Raw genomic sequence first — 17,804 nt, forward strand, 5'->3', positions numbered from 1 at the left:
CTAAGGCCCCGTCACCCCAGGCGGTGCTCGACGACGTAGCGGGTCAATTCGGCATTCGATTGCAGGCCGAGCTTTTCGATGATGCGGGCCCGGTAAGTGCTCACCGTTTTGACACTCACGTGCAGAATTTCGCCGATGCGCGTCAGCGGGGTGCCCTTGCTGAGCATCAGCAAGACTTCGGTTTCGCGGCGGGACAGGGTTTCGTGGGCCAGCTTGCGACCGGACGGCGCAACGCCCGCCAGCAGTTTTTCGGCCAGGGTCGGGCTGAGGTAGCGCGCCCCGCCCACCACCGTGCGAATCGCGGTAAGGATCTGGTTCGGCGGGCTGTCCTTGTTGAGGTAGCCGGACGCACCGGCCTCGAGGGACGGAATGGCGAATTCGTCCTCCGAGAACATGCTGAAGATCAGCACCGGCAGGTTCGGGCGCAGGCGCTTGATCTGCTTGAGCACCTCCAGCCCGTTGAGATCCGGCAACGCAATATCCAGCAGCACGAGGCTCCAGTCGCCGTCCTCGACCAGCGCCACCGCCTCGAGCCCGCTCGCCGCTTCGGCCGTTATTTCCAGGTCGTCGGTGTCGGCAAGAAACTGCCGCAGCCCCCCACGCACCACCGCGTGGTCATCGACTATCAGTACGGTCGCCATCACCTGTTCTCCAGCCTTGTGCCCAGTCTTCAAGCGGAATGTGCAGGGTCAGGCACGTGCCCTCGCCCGGCTGGCTGCATATCGACAGCCAGCCGCCCAGATACTGGGCCCTTTCCTGCATTCCGATCAAACCAAAGGAATCGTGTTTGTAGCGTTCGCTCTCGGCCAGACCAATTCCGTTGTCCCGGATTTTTACGTCCAGCATGCCCTTGACGATTTCCATGCTGATCGAGGCCTTGCTGGCCCGGGCGTGCCGGGCGATGTTGGTCAGCGCCTCCTGGACAATCCGGAACACCGCGGTGTCGCGGACCACCGAAAGCTTGAGGTGCTCCGGCATGCTGACTTCCGTCGCGATGCCGGTCATGCGTGAAAAATCAGCGGCGTACCAGTTTACCGTCGCCACCAGTCCAAGCGTGTCGAGCAGGGCCGGTCGCAGGTTGGCCGAAATGCGCTTCACGGTTTTCAGGGCGGAATCGACCTGTTCCAGCAATCGCTCGAAGCGTGCCTGCGTGTTTGGCGGCAATTCAAGCCCGCTCACCGTGGTGGCAAGGCCGAGCTTGAGCATGGTCAGTGTTCCGCCGAGTTCATCATGCACTTCGCGCGCGATGGTCGCGTTCTGTTCTTCGCGCACGGTTTCCAGGTGGGCGCCCAGCCGCTTGAGGCGCGCCGCACTCTCGGCCTGCTCTTCAGCCGAACGTTTGCGCTCGGAGATGTCCTTGTGCATGGCAACGACACGCAATGGCCCGCTCCCCGGAAAGCAGCTCAGGCTCAGGAGAAACCAGCGCCGCTGGGTTGGAGAGGAACATTCGTATTCAATCGAGATCTCCTCCCGGCTCCCGGCGCAGGCCGCACGAATCGCCGCCGCCACCTCGCCGGCAACCTGGCATTCGGCCTGCGCGGCCACATCGCAGACCGCCAGATAATTTGCCCCCTCGCTCACCCGCTCCGGAACTCCGCCATTGGCGAGGGCGAAGTCACGCCAGGCCTTGTTGACCGCAATGATCGTTCCGCCGGCATCGAGCACGCACAGCGGCACGTTGAGCGCATCGATCGTCGCCCGGGTGAAACGCTCGGACTCCAGCAACGCACGGGCGCGCGCCTCAGCCTCGGAAGTCCGTTCGGCAACCTTCTCTTCGAGCGTGTCGTTCATGCGCAAGAGCGCGGCCTCGGCCTCCTTGCGGGCGCTGATGTCGGTCAGGCTGCCCACCAGGCGCACCACCCGCCCGGCGGCGTCCCGGATGATGCGGGCGCTGTCCGAAACGTGCACCCACTTTCCGTCATGGCGCCGCACCCGGTATTCCACGTGAATACGATCGCTGCGCGCCTTGAGACAGCGGACGACTTCCGGCCGGATCAGGCGCAGATCATCCGGATTGACCCGCGCGCGCCACCCGTGCCGGCCAAATTGCGCGTCCGGCCCGCCCTCCCCGAACACCTGCCTGAGCCCCGTCGAGCAATACACCGAATCGGCCTGCCGGTCCCAGTCGTAGACCACCCCCGCAACCGCCTCCATGGCCAGCCGGAAACGCGACTCGCTGGCCGCCAGGGCGGCATCGGCACGCTTCTTCTCGGTAATATCCTGGGTGCAGCCAAGACCCCCAAGCAGCGTGCCCTCGGCATCGAACTCCAGCTCGACCCGCTCCCTCACCCATCGAATCTCGCCATCGGCAACGACGCGATGCTCGATGTCGTAGGGCTCGCCACGCAGGGCGGCCTGCCAGGCTTGATCGACGAAGGCCCGGTCATCGGGATGAATCGTCGCCAAAAAGATTTCGTAAGTCAGCGGCACCCCTTTGGGAACGCCGAAGATGCGATGGCTTTCGTCCGACCAGTGCAGTTCGTTGCGCCTGACATCCAGCCGCCAGCTGCCTGTACGGGCAACGGCCTGGGCGCTCTGGAGTTCGGCCTCGCTGTCACGCAGCGACTGCTCAACCCGCTTGAGACGCCCGATGTCGAGGTTGATGCCGGCCCAGTGGGTGATCTCGCCGCGCTCGTTGCGCACCGGCACCCCTCGGGCCAGCACATCGTGCCAAAGTCCGTCGGCGCCGCGAAAGCGGTGTTCCACATCCCATACCGCGCCGTTCAGGACGCACTCCATCCAGGCCTTGAGGGTGCGCTCGGCATCGTCCGGATGCAGCAGGCTGGACCAGCCGAAATCCGAACACTTTTGCTGGCTCATCCCCACCAGCTTGAGGAATGACTCACTGGCGTAAATGTTCCGGCCATCCGCGGCGCACACCCACACACCGTAATCGATCGACTCGCCAATGGCGCGATACAGGCGTTCGCTGTCGCGCAGGGCCGCCTCCATCCGCTTCCTCTCGGTCACATCCATGAGGAAGCCATGCCACAGGATGCTGCCGTCCGGCTCGCGTTGCGGCATCGAATGGCCTTCGACCCACAGCGTCCCCTTGCGCGGATGCAGCACCCGATACTCCGCGCGCCAGGCGGTCATGCTCCTGGCCGACGCAGAAATCGTTTCCTGAACATAGCCGATGTCGCCGGAATGAATCCGTTCGAGCAAAGGCGTCGCGTCCTCGCACACGTCTTCCGGCCGCAGTCCGTAAAGCGCGTCCAGCGCCGCGGTGGCGTAGGGCATGGCCACGCTGCCGTCCGGCCGCAACTTGAACGAGCAGATCACGCCAGGCACCGTTGCGGCGATCTTGGTCAGCTGCCCCTGCAGGTCGAGGTTCTCGCGCGTCACCGCCTCGGCCTTCTTCCTGACGCTGATGTCCTGGATCACCGCAATCGTACTCAGCGGCCGGCCCTGCTCGTCGCGCAGCGCCTTCACCTGCACATTCACCCAGACGATTTCGCCGTTCTTGCGCAGGTAACGCTTGTCGCTGATGTAAACATCCAGCTTGCCTGCCACGAGATCGAGAAGGCCGCTCCAGCACGCCTGCCGGTCATCCGGGTGGGTGATCTCGATAATCGACTTCCCGAGCAGCTCGTCCGCGTCGTAGCCGGTGATCTCGCACAGCTTGCGGTTGACGTGCAGGAGACACCCGGTAAGTGGATCGGTTTGTGCGCTGCCCACCATCGACAGCTCGAACAGATTGCGGAATTCGGCTTCGCTGCGATGGAGAGCCCCTTCCGTCGCATTACGCTCGCCCTCTGCCTGACGCAAACCGGCGTTCTCGATCTCCAGCTCGGCCTGGCGCGCGCGCAGCGCATCCAGCACACCGCCGGCCTCCCCGACGCCCGCCTCGAGAGCGTTTTTGTCAGGCTTGTCTTCCTTGGTCATTCTGCGCATCCGTCGTTCGCCCAATCGTAATTATCTCGCTGATTCGACTCCGATCGGTGGAACGCGCGGCCCGCGTGATGCAGCGCGCTCAGCTCGAGCAGGCCTCATGGCATAGCACCACCTTGTTGCGCCCTTCGTGCTTGGCCGCATAGCAGGCAGCGTCGGCGGCCTTCAAAACGGCGGCCGTGTCGGGCACGGTGTCGTTGATGACGGCCATGCCAAAGCTTGCGCTCACCTTGAAACACCGGCTTTCCCAGTTAAAGCACAATGCCGCGATCGCCTCGCAGAGCCCCTCGACAAGACGCCGTGCATCGTCGGCGCTGCAGGCTCGCAAAATGATGGCGAACTCGTCGCCCCCGACGCGGCAGACCAGATCCTGGGCGCGCACCCCTTGCAGGATCAATTCAGAAACCTCGCACAGCAGGGCATCCCCTGCCGCATGGCCCCCCACGTCATTGACGGTCTTGAAGTAGTCGAGATCGATGAAGCACAGCACGCCTTGATCCGACATGCGCCGCGCGTTCGACACCGCGTCGTCCAGCGCCCTGTCGAACGCGCGCCGGTTGGGCAGCCCGGTCAGGTGATCGTGCAGGGCCTCGTGGGCAAACCGGTCGGTCGCCTCTTCCATTCTGGCCTGCATCGTCCGGCGCACCTCGTCGATGCCCCCGGCCAGCGTATTGAAGCCTTCCTGCAAGCTTCGCAATTCGCGGCTCGCGGCATCGACGGGCACCCGCGCCTCTTCCTGGCCGGCGCGGATGCGTCGCGCCGCTTCGGCCAGCCGCGCCACCGGGTCTCCCACCGCATGGGCCAGACGCAATGCGGCATACGCACCGCCAAGCAAGGTGGCAAAGGCGAAAAACAGATTGACCAGCACGAATTTATCGCCGTAAAGCGTCGTGGCGCCCGGATCGATTTCCAGATAAACCCAGCCAATGGCCGGCAAGGCCGCATACGTGCCGGGTGGCTCGTCGTGGCGGTCCAGCCTGGCAAGAAGAATCTGTCCGGGCTCCACGGGCGCGGCAAAGGCCAATCGCCCGGCCTGCTCGTGCAGGAACCCGGCGCTGCGAACGCTGGCAATGCGGCCCGGTGCCGGAAGATCCGGGTGCCCCCTGACCACCAGGGGTTCGCCCGATCGCTCGTAAATGGCTACGGCCGCCACGCCATCCAGCGCACGCACGGCTTCAACCATGTGCTCGAGCTGCCGCGGGCTTTTGAAATAAACGCCGGATTCGGCCGCCGACGCCAGCAGGCGGACGGAGGCCAGGCCACGCTCCAGGTCGCCCTGCTCATGCGGGCGGGAACGCGCCATTTCGTGAAGCATGAGCAGCGCCGCCAGCAAAAAAGGCAGCGGCGCAAGCGCCATCAGCAGAAGGTGCTGGGTCAGCGAGCGCCCCTCTATCCATCGGGTGCAGACCGCAAGGAAAGTGCCGGGCCATTTGTCATCATGAACAAACTTGAGCAATTCCATCGCCTTCACGGCCTCCTGCAGCACTTCCGAAGCGCTCTGGGGAACTCCCGGCACGCGAGCGCGCACCTGGAGTGAGCCCGGCCCCGGGTTCGTCGATCGAGTAGAACCCTTGTTTGAAAGTAGCGCGACAACACGGGGCCTCACGCCCCTCGCATCACACGCCCCGGCCGTGCGCCGAGCCGTGTGACGCGACGATCTGGCGGTGTTACGCAGCCGCTCTGGTGTCGGAAGCCTGAGCCCGCCCTTTAGCCACGAGCGTGGTGCCGGAAATCTGGCGAGAGGTGTCGATCACGTTCTCGCACGCCTTTTTCGCTGCATTCAATGCCGAATTCAGCACTTCCGAATACTTTGAAGGGTCTGCCGGCAGCACGTTGACCAGTTGCTCGAATTGCGCAGCCAGTTGCCGGGCAAACACTTCGGCATTGGCCGAACCTAGCGTAAAGACTTCGACCTGGGACTTGACCCAGACATCGCTGATATCCCGAAAGTAAGCGCTGGCAAGCTCAAGCTGCTTGGCTTGTGCAGCAAACTGCTCCTGATAATTCGAGCCGCCTTGATGCGTCACGGCCCCTTCAAAAAAAGAACGGGCAAAATCAGTGTTCAGCGAAAAAACCTGTTCGCTCGCCTTCAGCGCCACTTCGTAAATGGACTTGAAGGCATTTCCGTGGCCGGCAGCAGCTTCGGAAAATTTTTGCAGGGTATCGGTGAGGTTCATATTGCGGTTCTTTTCCATAAAAATGAAATAAATGCAGTTGTTTAAAGCAGGCCCAGAGCGCGTGCACTGGTCCGCATGAAACTCACTGCGTAACGGTTGCTATAAGGGCCGAACGCACACAATGCCGTCAAATTGGTGCCTCCTTTTTTCTGTTTTCGATGCTGGATCGGAAACAGGAAAAAATAACGGTTCAACACGCGTATATCAGACTCGTCGGGTAATTCATCGCCCATCATGGATGCGATGAAACCCATCTTCGGCACGCTGGCCACCGGATTGCCATGTGTGTGCAAGGCTGTCTCCTCCACCGTTCACATTTTTTGATCGGCGCGCTCTAGACTGAAGTGCAACACCCCGATTTGGTAGGGTGTATGCATGGGAAATCACTACAGCCAGTTGTCGATGGACGAACGTAATCAGATTCATCGGTGCAGCAATGAGGGATTGAGTCTTCGGGCAATTGCCCGAAGACTCAATCGGCCGACCTCCGCAGTGTCGCGCGAAGTGGCGCGGAACACGGTGGGCAAGAGCTACGATGCCGCCCGTGCCGAGCGCGCGACGCTGGCGCGCAGGCGGCGCGGAACGATCAAGCTGAAGAGCGGTTCTGTGCTGCTCAACCGGGTTCGCGCGCTGATGGCCGAGGGCTGGTCGCCGGAGCAGGTTGCGGGCAGACTGCGCCGGATGAACCCTGACGATCCTGCCTTGCACGTCTCACACGAAACGATCTACTGCGCCATCTATGCCGTGCCACGGGGCGAGCTGCGCGCCGAACTCATCGCCCAGCTGCGCTTCGCCCACAAGGCACGCATGCCTCGCGCGCGAGGCCAGGACCGGCGCGGCACGCTGCCGAACATGACCTCCATTCACCAGCGCCCGATTGAGGTGGCGGCCCGCCTCGTGCCAGGGCACTGGGAAGGCGATCACATCAAGGGGCCGGGCAACCGCAGTTCGGTGGGCACCCTGGTCGAGCGCAAGAGCCGCTACCTGATGCTGGTCAAGCTGCGTGACGGCTCGGCCGAGGCCACTCTGGAAGGCTTCACGCGCAAGTTCCGCCATGTCCCGCTCGCCATGAAAAAGTCGCTGACTTACGATCAGGGCAGGGAGATGGCCCGCCACGAGATTCTCGCCAAGCGGGTCAAGATCGACGTCTATTTTGCCGACCCGCACAGCCCCTGGCAGCGGCCGACCAACGAGAATACCAACGGCTTGATCCGCGAGTATCTTCCCAAGGGCCTGGATTTGGCGCCGATCTCCCAAGGCTACCTCAACGCAATTGCCCGACAATTAAACAACCGCCCGCGCAAATGCCTCGACTTTGAAACACCGGCGGAGGTCTTTGCGAGGGAAATCATGAACTTTCAACCCGGTGTTGCACTTCAGACTTGAAACCGCCATCCGAAACACCACGGAGTAAATGACACTCACGCTCCCGGCTTTCTGTGCGCCCTTGCTGGAGCCCGGTGATCTTATTTGTGGGACGAATAATCTCATTACGCAAATTAATAGTCTGTCGGCACCCTGCCCGATCTGCGTCGGAATTCGACAAGCCGTTTGTCAGAAATTTCTGACACAAGCCGGCACACACACTGGCGCCCCCCGGGCTGGCGCGCAGCAATCAAAAAAGCGATCCTTGCAGGCTACTTAGCAGTGCCTTTATCCCCAATGACTTGCAAGCTCGCCGTCTTCGATTTCGACGGCACCCTCGCCGACTCCTTCGACACGTTTCGCCGCTGTCTCAACGAGGCAGCGGCACATCATGGCTTTCGCGGAATCGCCGACGGCGAGGACGACACGGTGCGCCGCATGTCGAGCCGGCAATTGATGGCCCACCTGGGCGTACCGCTCTGGAAGGTGCCGACGCTGGCCATCGACATGCGCCGCCGCATGCTGGCGCGCATCGACGAAATACGCCCCTTCGCAGGCGCCGGAGACACCCTGCAGCAACTGGCCGACCAGGGCATCCAGCTCGCCCTCCTGACCTCCAACACCCGCAATGCCGCACGCCAGGTGCTCGGCGACGCCACCCTGCGGCTGTTCCACCACGAACACTGCGGCACCTCGATGTTCGGCAAGCGCTTCAAGCTGCGCGAGCTGCTGGGCACCACCCGCCTCAGGCCGGCCGAGCTGGCCTGCATCGGCGATGAAATCCGCGATGCCGACGCCGCCCGTGCGGTGGGCGTCGCCTTCATCGGCGTTGCATGGGGCTACACTCACCCCGCTGCCCTGCAGCCGCACAGTGCAAGGCCGCTGCTCCCCAGCCTTGCCGGGCTGCCCGGCGTGCTTGCCGACTTCACATAAATCAAGGCTGGCTGCGGCATTTCGCCGCACACTGGCACGCATTCCGGATCCGCTCTCACTTCATGCATCCAAGCCGTTTTTCCCTTCGCCCGATCCTCGCCCTGCTCTTTGCCGGGCTGGCGGCAAGCGCCCACGGGGCCGAGTGGCAAATCAGGCCGGGCGAGTCGATCCAGGCGGCCATCAACAAGGCCGCCCCCGGCGACACGCTGCGCGTGGCCCGCGGCATCTACCCCGAAAACCTGCGCATCGAAAAGCCGCTGAAACTCATCGGCGAAGGCCGCCCGACCATTGACGCCGGCGGCAAGGGCGACACGGTGCGCATCGTGGCCACCGACGTCAGCTTCGAGGGCTTCATCGTCGCGGATTCCGGCGCCGACCTGGGTGCGCAAAATGCCGGCGTGTACATCCAGCCCGGCGCCCACCGCGCCCGGGTGGCCCATTGCGACTTCACCTACACTTTGTTCGGCCTGTGGATCGAAAAGGCCCAAGACGTGGTGATCGAAGGCAACCTCATCACCGGCAAGCGTGACCTCGGCTCGTCCCAGCGCGGCAACGGCATCCAGCTCTACAACACCACCGGCGCGCAGATCATCGGCAACAACATCAGCTTCGTGCGCGACGCCATCTACGTGGATGTGTCCCACCGGGCGGTGTTTCGCGGCAACAAGATGCACCACAGCCGCTACGGCACCCACTACATGAACTCCTACCACAACCTGTGGGAGGACAACGACACCTACTACAACCGCGGCGGCCTCGCGCTGATGGAAGTGCGCGACCAGATCGTGCGCAACAACCGGGCCTGGGGCAATTCCGACCACGGCATCATGCTGCGCACCATCCAGGACGCGGTGGTCGAGGGCAATATCGTGGCCGGCAACGCCCGCGGCTTTTTCATCTACGACGCCGAATACAACGTGCTGCGCAACAACCTGGTGGTGGACAACCAGGTGGGCGTGCACCTGTGGGCCGGCTCGACCCGCAACGTGGTCGAGAAGAACGACTTCATCTCCAACCGCGAGCAGGTCAAATACGTGGCCTCGAAAGACGAACCCTGGGGCGTCAAGGAAGGCAACCACTGGAGCAACTACGTGGGCTGGGACCGCAACGGCGATGGCCGTGGCGACGTGCCCTACGAGGCCAACGACATGGTCGACCGGCTCTCCTGGCGCCACCCGATGGTCAAGCTACTGATGGCCAGCCCGGCCATCCAGACATTGCGCCTGATCGCCCAGCAGTTTCCGCTGCTGCGCGCGCCCAGCATCGTGGATAACAATCCGCGCATGCGCCCCGAACATTCCGACTGGAGAAAATGGCTTGGCAAGCAATATCGTTGAAGCCCGCGGGGCGACCAAGGATTTCGGCACCGTGCAAGCGGTAAAGGGTGTCGACCTCACCATCGCCGCGGGCGAGCTGTTCGGCCTCATCGGCCACAACGGCGCCGGCAAGAGCACCCTGTTCAAGATGATGCTCGGCCTCATCACTATCACCTCCGGCGACATCCTTCTGGACGGCGAAAAGGTGAATGGCCCGCGCTTTCGCGAAACCCGGCGCAAGATCGGCTACCTGCCGGAAAACGTGGTTCTCTACGACAACCTCACCGGCATCGAAACCCTGTATTTCTTTGCCGACCTCAAAGCCGTGCCGCGCAAAGACTGCCCCGCGCTGCTCGAAAAAGTCGGCCTCAGCCACGCCGCCAGCCGGCGAGTGCGCGAATACTCCAAGGGCATGCGCCAGCGCCTCGGCTTTGCCCAGGCCCTGCTCGGCACGCCGCGCCTGCTGTTTCTCGACGAGCCCACCACCGGGCTCGACCCCGGCGCCATCCGCGACTTCTACCGCATCCTGCGCGAACTGCGCGATGAAGGCGTGACGATGGTCCTCACCTCCCACATCCTCGCCGAAATCCAGGAACGCGTGGATCGCCTCGCCATCATGGAAGGCGGCCTGATCCGGGCCACCGGCACCGTGCAGGATCTGCGCGAAGGCATGAACCTGCCGCTCACCCTCGAGATTGCCGGCGGCGCCGGCCTCGCCGAGCAGGTCACCCGCGTGCTCCAGGGCATTGCCATCGAAAGCATCGAGGAGGCCGGCAGCATTCTCCACATCCGCCTCTCCCGCGATTCCAAGATGCCTGCGCTGGCCCGCCTCGCCACCCTCGGCGACACCATGCGCGATCTCCACGTCCGCGAACCGTCCCTCGAAGACGTGTTCTTCGGCTACCGGAACTAAGCCCATGCTCTCCATCGACTTCAGACAGATCGGCATCATTGCCGGCAAGGAATTCTGGGACCGCATCCGCAACCGCTGGGTGCTCGCCGTGGCGGTCGTATTTACCGTGTTTGCGCTGGTCATCGCCTACTTTGGCGCGGCCCAGCAGGGCGCGGTGGGGTTTCGCTCCATCGACGTCACCATCGCCTCGCTGGTCAGCCTGGTGATCTACCTCATCCCGCTGATCGCCCTGATCCTCGGCTTCGACGCCATCGTGGGCGAGCGGGAACGCGGCTCGCTGGACTTGCTGCTCACCCTGCCAATCACCCGCAAGGAACTCATCCTCGGCAAATACGCGGGCCTTGCCGGGGCGCTGGCCTTTTCCACCATCGCCGGCTTTGGCGCGGTGGGGCTGATCCTCTCGCCCCAGCTCAACCTCAACGCCCTCTTCCACTACGCCGGCTTCATGGGCTCGGCCATCCTGCTCGGCTTCGCCTTTCTGAGCATTGCGGTGATGCTCTCGGTGTTCGCCGCGGATCGCACCCGCGCCTCGGGCCTGGCCATCGGCACCTGGTTCTTCTTTGTGCTGGTCTTCGATCTGCTGCTGCTGGGCGCGCTGGTGGTTACCGCCGGCGACTATGGCGGCGCGATCTTCCCCTACCTGCTGCTGGCCAACCCCGCCGATGTCTTCCGCGTGCTCAACGTGTTCAGCCTTGACGAAGTGCGCACCCTTTATGGCCTCGCCACCGTTTTCCCCGAAGCCCTGAGCAACCCCGCCACCCTCGGCGGCGTCATGCTCGCCTGGATCGTCGGCCCGCTCGCCGTGGCCATCTGGAGATTCGAACGATGAAAATTCCGCCGCTTGTTGCCCACACCGCCGCGCTGCTGCTGGCCGTCAGCCTGCTAACCGCCTGCGGCCAGAACACCGACACCCGCGTCGCCCCGGTCGAAATCGGCAAGGACACCTCCTGCTCCCTCGACGGCATGCTCCTTGGCGACTACCCCGGCCCCAAGGCGCAAATCCACTACGACGGCACGCCCGAGCCCGAATTCTTCTGCGACACGATGGAAATGTTCTCCCTTTACCTCAAGCCCGAACAGGCCCGCAAGGTCAAGGCCATCTACGTGCAGGATCTCGACAAGACCACCTGGGAAGCCCCCACGGGCGCCTGGATCGACGGCAAAGCCGCCTTCTACGTGGTCGGCTCCAAAAAGCGTGGCGCAATGGGCCCGACGATTCCGTCCTTCGGCACCCGCGAAGGCGCGCAAAAATTTACCGAGAGCAACGGCGGCAAGGTCTACCCCTTTGCCGAAATCACCGCCGAAATGGCCCGCCTCGACGGCGGCGCCCTGCACGACCAAAGGATGTAGTCATGCACGTTTTCTACGAAAACCTGGCCACGGATGACGCCATCGAAATCGAACAACTGTCGCGCCTGATGTACGAAATCCGCGTCTCCCGCGACGCGCTGCTGGCCCAGCTCGGCGCCGCAAGCCCCGAGCAAGCCCTCGCCCGCATCGCCGCTGGCGAGCTGCCCGAACACCCCGCCTACGAGCACTACCTGTCACTCCGCACCCTCGCAGAACTGCACGGCCAGGTTCGCGCCGACCTCGCCGAGCGGCTCAAGGAGACGAACACATAATGAGCACCCACATCGACCTCGCAGCCCGCATCGAAGAAACTTTCGGTGAACACCTGGAAAGCCCGGTGGACGTGAAGCTCGACGCCCTCATCGTGCAGCTCGACAACGGCGCCACCCTCGAAGCCCGCATCGCCGCCCCCGACGCCTACGCCATCGCCTGGGCCTGGGGCGAGGCCGAACTGCGCATCGACACCGCCCCGCTGCACGAACAACTGGAAACCTTCCCCAACCACCTCCACGCCGCCGACGGCAGCCTGCAGCGCGACCCGCTAACCCATTGCAACGCCGCCCCGTGGGACAACCTGCGCGCCGTCATCGAAGCCATCCTCATCGACCCGCTGCTCGAAAACCTCACCGGAGCCGCATCATGATCCGCCGCCTGCTGCCCCTGCTCACCGCCGCGCTAATGCTCGGCCAGCCCCTCACCACCAGCGCCGCCGATCTATCACCCCAATACGTACAGCGCTCGACCCGCTGCCCGGTGTGCGGCATGTACCCCTACCGCACCCCCCAATGGACGGCCCAGATCGTCTTCAACGACCAAACCGCCAGCAGCTTCGATTCACCGGTAGACCTGTTCCGCTTCCTGAACAACATGGTGGTCTTCGACAAACAGCACAAGCCTGCCGACATCGGCGCCATCTACGTCGCCGACTACAGCACCAAAGCCTGGGTGGACGCCAAAAAAGCCTTCTTCGTGATCAGCTCGAAAGCCCTCGGCCCAATGAACGACCCCAACCTCCCCGCCTTCGCCACCCGCGAAGCCGCCGACGCCCACATCAAGGCACAAGGCGGCAAGGTGCTGCTGTTTGGGGAGGTGACGCGGGATGTCATCAAGAGCCTGGCGGGTGGGCACAATCATTGAGGTAGCAATGGCAGGCTGATGCGGTCGAGAAGGCGGTAAGTGGCTTTCTCTTCTCCGGGTGCGTTCGGAGAACCTGGCACTGAAAAAATAAAATCGGGCTGGTCATCCTTTAAGACAGGATGACCAGCCCGATTTTATTTTGGGGAATTAAAGAGGCTGATTGAGTGAGAGGTTATTTCGGCAGGGATTTGTGATGATGCAGACTGAAATTCCGCGACCCTAAGCGGAAGTAGCTGGTTTGAAGAAGCAGACGTTCAGGAAACGCAGAAGTGAGCGGACTGCGCGGCTTTTGTGCAGGTCCACTCGACTGCCGGGTTGGGCTTCAATCTGTTCATGAGAGTTGCATCGCGGAACTTGCCTTTATCGCAGACGTAACGTCCGGGCGTCTCGGCGTAATAACTGCGTCGAACATCTCTTGGATAAATGGGGCAACCCAATACTGCGAATCCTCCTCCGGTTGCATGCCGCACTCAAGTGCATCCATGTGGTCACCGGACATCATGTAATGATCGTTCAAGAAGAAAATGTAGCCTAGGTGAAGAATGAATAGGTCTTGCGCGTCCTCAGAAAAGCGGTCAAGCCACCAGCCCCGATTTTCTATGTACACTTCATTGTCATTCAGCATTGCGTGGCGATAAAAATTGTAATGCGTGTGATCGTTACACCTGTCGCGGAGCCTCTTGTATCGATCATCGATACCAAACACGCCATTGATTGGTTTGAGGGCGTCGGAGGTCCTTATGTATTGGGACATCACGCGGTATTCCGGTAGCTTCTCTTTTCCTTGGAGCCAGTTGCTTATCTTTTCGACGATGAAATTTTCGATGCTGAAATTATTGCGAAGATACAGATTCGAATAGATATTAATTACTGCGGAGTCGTGGTACTTCCGAAGCAATGTATAGGCGTCGTTGATGCGACCTGCGAGAAGAATTGTTCTCATCGACTCCAATGTACCCTGCATTGAGGAATAAACGTAAGTGTCGATATTGCAGATGGCCTTTGTACCCATAGTCGCGAACGAGAAAACGGACATGGAAAATTGCCCGTAGAAATCCATATAACGCTGAAGTTCAGCGAATACACGATGCTTTTGGTATGTTTTGTCTGTTACTTGCACGGGTGATGCTCCGCATTAATTGAGGCCCAACAGTCCGTAGGTCGGGTTAGCGCAGCGTAACCCGACATCGCACCATCAGCCCTACTCATGCCCGACGCCTTCAAAGCACATTGAATCGCCCCCCCAATCCGACGCATAAACACCCGCTTTCACAAAGCGGCCGAAGCTGGAGTAAGGCCAATCCAGCGGTGATCGGGCCAGGCCGTGTTTGACCGGATTGTAATGGATGTAATCGACATGGCGGGCAAAGTCGGTTTCATCGCGTATCTGATGTTCCCAATATCGATGTTGCCAGATGGCTTGTTCGCCTTTCTTCAGCCGCGTTGCGTCGGGTGTGCGCCGGAGTGTGTCCGGGCAATGTTTGGAAAACCAGGTTTTAATCAGGCGCCAACGGGTGGAGAAGTCGGTATCGTCAGGCGGTAAAGTCCAGATGCAATGAAGATGATCGGGCATGACGACGATAGCATCGATTTCGAATGGACGCGATTGACGAACAGATCGGAAAGCATTGCGCAGGACATCGACGGCTTCATCCGAAGCCAGAATGGGGCGGCAGCGATCCGTCACAAGAGTAAAGAAGAAGGTGCCGCCGGGAACGATAGAGCGCCGATATTGCATGGGAAATGTCGGGTTACGCTGCGCCAGCCCGACCTACTTAAAACTGTTGCATCCATCGGTTGAATCCACAACCCTAATGAGTCATTCGTCTTTCGACGCTATTAAGGTCGGCTATGCAACGAACCACTGACGTTAGGTTGCATGCATACAGAGTTGCTCGGAGCGATGAATCTGGGCGTCAGAGTGAAGTCCTGATAGTGCCCAGATTGTTTTCCAGAGACGGACAAAGATTAATATTGAGCGAGAGAGATACGCCCTAACCGTTCCGCTGCTTAATCGCAGCTTCTACCCAGCCCGACAGATTTGTCGCAATATCGTTGTAAGCATCGCTCGATTTTGGGTCATAGACCTTCGGCACAACCGCTTTGCCATCCAGCGTAAAATTGATCGCGTCAAATGGGTTTGTCCCCTTAGAGCTTTTTCCATTGTTCGGACAGGTCAGATTATGAATATGAATCCCCAACAGACCTTTTCCATCTTTCCATGCTTTTTTAATTTCGTAATTGACCCAAGGTCGTTTGTGGGTATCGGTGCCTATCAAGACGATCACACATGACTTTCCAAACATGTTGTCATCGATCCACTTTTCGACGGCAGCATTGCCTTTTTTCTTCACTTCCTCCCAATTATTTGGTGATACCGGCGTATTGCCTTCAACAACCCCCATGTTTCTCACTTGTTGCACGCGCATAACGTCGTTATCAAAGTGAAAACTATAGAATATCTTTCGTGCCATATCATTTCCCCAGTCGTTGAACAATCTCGATCAGTTTTTTCACCAGCTCGGTTCGAGGGACGGCTGGATTTGAAAGCTCTTGGATCATCGGCACAATCCATTCGACGCCTGTGTAGTACTCGTCTGGCGCTCCTAACACTTGAGCCGCAATTTTCTCGGCAGCGAATCCAGTGACTCCTACTGGTACGGGAATGCGGCCGTGGCTTACGGCAATCTCAAATTCCCGGATCATTCCATTTGCCACAACGATGCTTCCATCAGTCGCAGCTTTGTTGCCAAATATGAATATTGCGATGCCTGATAATGCGATCATCCTTTGGCGATACTCTTCCCACAAACTCGGGAGGTCTTGGTCTCTCGTGGGAAATTGTGGAAAGGGGCGCATTACTAATTGCTCCTCCGAGTATTTTTCTGGATTTGCGTAAATCGCCTCCAAGGCACCATTGATCACTGCACTACCAATTCCCCACCCGAACCCATTCACGACCCGCAGGTCGGATCGAATAAGACTTCCAGTAAGTGAGTGCACAAAATTTAGGGCTTCCTGGCGCTCCCAGGCGCCGTACGTCTCTGCGCTGCCAGCGATAAAGACTGTCTTCTTTAAAAACCTAGCTTTAATGGCTTCCAAGATTTTGGGGATATCAGAGTACTCGTCAATCAAAAGGGTTTGGATGCCGTATCGCTTTAAATCATCAACACGCAAGTCTTGCTTTCTTGCCCTGTATTTATTTAGCTCCTCGTCTTCCGCAGTATCGATTTTTTCCTTTCTCATGAAGCAATAGTGATTTCGCTTTGTGCTTGTATGAAGTCGACTGAGAACGTAATCGAGGTTGGGGTCGGTGAAACTAAAACCAATAAATAGGAAGGTTTTTGAAACCAAATCACCCATTAAGGCGGTTACAAACGGAGCGTGAGATTGGTAGTACTGCTCATACTGTTCCTTATACAGAATTGCTTTATTGGCGTGATGCACATCGCCGTGCATCTTGTAAACGACCACATCTCTTTTCGGCCGGGTTGTACTTAGCTGGTCAACATCGTGCTTAACGTCCGGCACTTTGAAGGCCGCTTTGATCGCATCCTCAATTAGCGTGTCGTAATTGGTAGTCCAATATGTCCTTATCGGAAGTTGAGCCAGAATTTCGTGAGTGGGTGAGGATTCAGCTTGGTGAGAAAACTCCTCCACAATGCGCCGGGTGAGCTTTGCCGAGCCTCTCAATTGGTTGACGTGGAATTGAGCAAGAGAGATAAGGTCCTGCTCGCGGTCGACATCGAGTCCAATTTCTGACGCGATATCACGCAGCAGCTCAGGCCAATCTACATAGCCCGAGCCCTTCGACATGCCCGCACCTGCGAATACGGCCGCATTGCCAGCATCTAGATCTTTTGCAAAGTCTCTGATGAAGGCTTCGACTTCGTTAGAAAATGACATCCTGCCTCCTGCCTTCCCGCGACCAAATAGCACGGGGATGCTATGAATATATGGAAAGAGACAAGGCTACGCGTTTTGCATCATTAATTCAATAAAAACTGCCCATAGCATTACCCCAAACGCATACTCTCAGTAGAGGGCTATGACAGTGACCGATTTCTGAAACGTCCGCTGCCTGTGGCCATGCTGACGTTCAAATGTATAGCTTCAGGGGGCCGGCGAGAGGCCGCTTCTGGCCGATAGCTATCACCCTCCTATCCGCCATCTATTCAATCCCAACCCCCGACCAGCCCAATCCGCACCGCCCGGGGTTCGCGACGCTTCATTTTTTACCCCTCGCTCGCCCCCTTCTTCACCCCTCTATTCCCTGTCTTTTTCTCGGACTTCTTCTTCAGCCCCAGCGCCGCCAGCTCGTCGGAGTCTTCGCCGTAGATGGCGCGGACTTGGGTTTTGGCGCCGGTGATGGCGTCGTGGAAGGTGCTTTCGGTGATGGCGAGGGCGTCGCGGGCGGCGGCGAGGGCTTTTGCGGCGATGGCTTCGGCTTCGCGATGGGTGCGGTAGGCCTCGTAGGCGCGGGTGACGGCCTCGAGGGTGTAGGCGTCATTGGGCGGTTTGTAGCCGGTGATGGTCTTTAGGCCGAAGTAGGCATCTTCGTCGGCGCGAAGGACGGACGCGGGGACGCCTTTGAGCTGGATTTTCTGCATGATGGTTTCCGTTGCGGGTTGAACGTGTCGTGGGCTACCACGCTCAAATCTTATAGTTGCATGACATTTTGTGAAATATGTCATTCGATATAGCAAGGCGGAAAAACCCCAA

19 protein-coding genes are annotated in these 17,804 nt (G+C 60.0%); 9 read left to right on the plus strand and 10 right to left on the minus strand.

What is annotated here, in order from left to right; translation table 11 throughout:
* Positions 1–11: 11 nt before the first annotated feature.
* The 5 genes from Q1W26_RS09210 to Q1W26_RS09230 form a co-directional block, all read right to left on the minus strand.
* Complete coding sequence (locus Q1W26_RS09210; RefSeq protein WP_300438834.1) at positions 12–641, minus strand: response regulator transcription factor; 630 nt, start codon at positions 639–641, stop codon at positions 12–14.
* A complete protein-coding gene (locus Q1W26_RS09215) occupies positions 616–3,885 on the minus strand; it encodes a PAS domain-containing protein (protein ID WP_300438836.1) in 3,270 nt (1,089 codons plus the stop codon). The genes Q1W26_RS09210 and Q1W26_RS09215 overlap by 26 nt, the downstream gene beginning before the upstream one ends.
* Before the next feature lie 88 nt (positions 3,886–3,973).
* Positions 3,974–5,353 (minus strand): sensor domain-containing diguanylate cyclase, encoded by a 1,380-nt coding sequence (locus Q1W26_RS09220; protein WP_300438838.1) that lies wholly within the window; start codon positions 5,351–5,353, stop codon positions 3,974–3,976.
* A 205-nt stretch (positions 5,354–5,558) separates the two neighbouring features.
* Positions 5,559–6,068, minus strand: coding sequence for a hypothetical protein (locus Q1W26_RS09225; protein WP_300438840.1), 510 nt, complete (start codon positions 6,066–6,068; stop codon positions 5,559–5,561).
* 41 nt (positions 6,069–6,109) lie between these two features.
* Positions 6,110–6,361 (minus strand): hypothetical protein, encoded by a 252-nt coding sequence (locus tag Q1W26_RS09230; protein WP_300438842.1) that lies wholly within the window; start codon positions 6,359–6,361, stop codon positions 6,110–6,112.
* Positions 6,362–6,443: 82 nt separating this feature from the next.
* Between Q1W26_RS09230 and Q1W26_RS09235 the strand changes: the two genes are divergently transcribed.
* The 9 genes from Q1W26_RS09235 to Q1W26_RS09275 all read left to right on the plus strand — a co-directional run bounded on the left by Q1W26_RS09235 (position 6,444) and on the right by Q1W26_RS09275 (position 13,082).
* Entirely contained in the window at positions 6,444–7,454 is a 1,011-nt protein-coding gene (locus Q1W26_RS09235; RefSeq protein WP_300438845.1) for an IS30 family transposase, read from the plus strand.
* Between the two features lie 276 nt (positions 7,455–7,730).
* Entirely contained in the window at positions 7,731–8,366 is a 636-nt protein-coding gene (locus tag Q1W26_RS09240) for an HAD hydrolase-like protein (protein WP_300438849.1), read from the plus strand.
* A gap of 62 nt (positions 8,367–8,428) precedes the next feature.
* A complete protein-coding gene (locus tag Q1W26_RS09245) occupies positions 8,429–9,703 on the plus strand; it encodes a nitrous oxide reductase family maturation protein NosD (RefSeq protein WP_300438852.1) in 1,275 nt (424 codons plus the stop codon).
* Entirely contained in the window at positions 9,684–10,595 is a 912-nt protein-coding gene (locus tag Q1W26_RS09250) for an ABC transporter ATP-binding protein (RefSeq protein WP_300438853.1), read from the plus strand. Before Q1W26_RS09245 ends, Q1W26_RS09250 begins: the two co-directional genes overlap by 20 nt.
* A 13-nt stretch (positions 10,596–10,608) precedes the next feature.
* Positions 10,609–11,424, plus strand: a complete 816-nt coding sequence (locus Q1W26_RS09255; protein WP_366143658.1) for an ABC transporter permease subunit — start codon at positions 10,609–10,611, stop codon at positions 11,422–11,424.
* Positions 11,421–11,945, plus strand: coding sequence for a nitrous oxide reductase accessory protein NosL (locus Q1W26_RS09260; RefSeq protein ID WP_300438857.1), 525 nt, complete (start codon positions 11,421–11,423; stop codon positions 11,943–11,945). Before Q1W26_RS09255 ends, Q1W26_RS09260 begins: the two co-directional genes overlap by 4 nt.
* A 2-nt stretch (positions 11,946–11,947) precedes the next feature.
* Complete coding sequence (locus tag Q1W26_RS09265) at positions 11,948–12,217, plus strand: hypothetical protein (protein ID WP_300438859.1); 270 nt, start codon at positions 11,948–11,950, stop codon at positions 12,215–12,217.
* Positions 12,217–12,588 carry a DUF6516 family protein gene (locus Q1W26_RS09270; RefSeq protein ID WP_300438862.1) on the plus strand — a complete coding sequence of 124 codons (372 nt, stop codon included), beginning with the start codon at positions 12,217–12,219 and terminating at the stop codon, positions 12,586–12,588. Before Q1W26_RS09265 ends, Q1W26_RS09270 begins: the two co-directional genes overlap by 1 nt.
* Positions 12,585–13,082 (plus strand): nitrous oxide reductase accessory protein NosL, encoded by a 498-nt coding sequence (locus tag Q1W26_RS09275; protein ID WP_300438865.1) that lies wholly within the window; start codon positions 12,585–12,587, stop codon positions 13,080–13,082. Before Q1W26_RS09270 ends, Q1W26_RS09275 begins: the two co-directional genes overlap by 4 nt.
* Positions 13,083–13,413: 331 nt before the next feature.
* On the opposite strand, the gene Q1W26_RS09280 is transcribed toward Q1W26_RS09275, so the two are convergent.
* From Q1W26_RS09280 to Q1W26_RS09300, 5 genes are all read right to left on the minus strand, one after another.
* The gene (locus Q1W26_RS09280) at positions 13,414–14,202 is read right to left on the minus strand and encodes a hypothetical protein (protein WP_300438867.1); all 789 of its coding nucleotides are present in this window, start codon (positions 14,200–14,202) and stop codon (positions 13,414–13,416) included.
* 81 nt (positions 14,203–14,283) lie between these two features.
* Entirely contained in the window at positions 14,284–14,820 is a 537-nt protein-coding gene (locus Q1W26_RS09285; protein WP_300438869.1) for a transposase, read from the minus strand.
* 256 nt (positions 14,821–15,076) lie between these two features.
* On the minus strand, positions 15,077–15,556 hold the full coding sequence (locus tag Q1W26_RS09290) for a TIR domain-containing protein (protein ID WP_300438872.1): 480 nt from the start codon (positions 15,554–15,556) through the stop codon (positions 15,077–15,079).
* 1 nt (position 15,557) lies between these two features.
* Entirely contained in the window at positions 15,558–16,988 is a 1,431-nt protein-coding gene (locus Q1W26_RS09295) for an SIR2 family protein (RefSeq protein ID WP_300438875.1), read from the minus strand.
* Positions 16,989–17,317: 329 nt separating this feature from the next.
* Positions 17,318–17,692: a hypothetical protein gene (locus Q1W26_RS09300; RefSeq protein ID WP_300438877.1), complete on the minus strand. Its 375-nt coding sequence runs from the start codon at positions 17,690–17,692 to the stop codon at positions 17,318–17,320.
* Positions 17,693–17,804: the final 112 nt, after the last annotated feature.

Origin of the sequence: Zoogloea sp., from assembly GCF_030157465.1 — a bacterium.
GTDB lineage: Bacteria > Pseudomonadota > Gammaproteobacteria > Burkholderiales > Rhodocyclaceae > Zoogloea.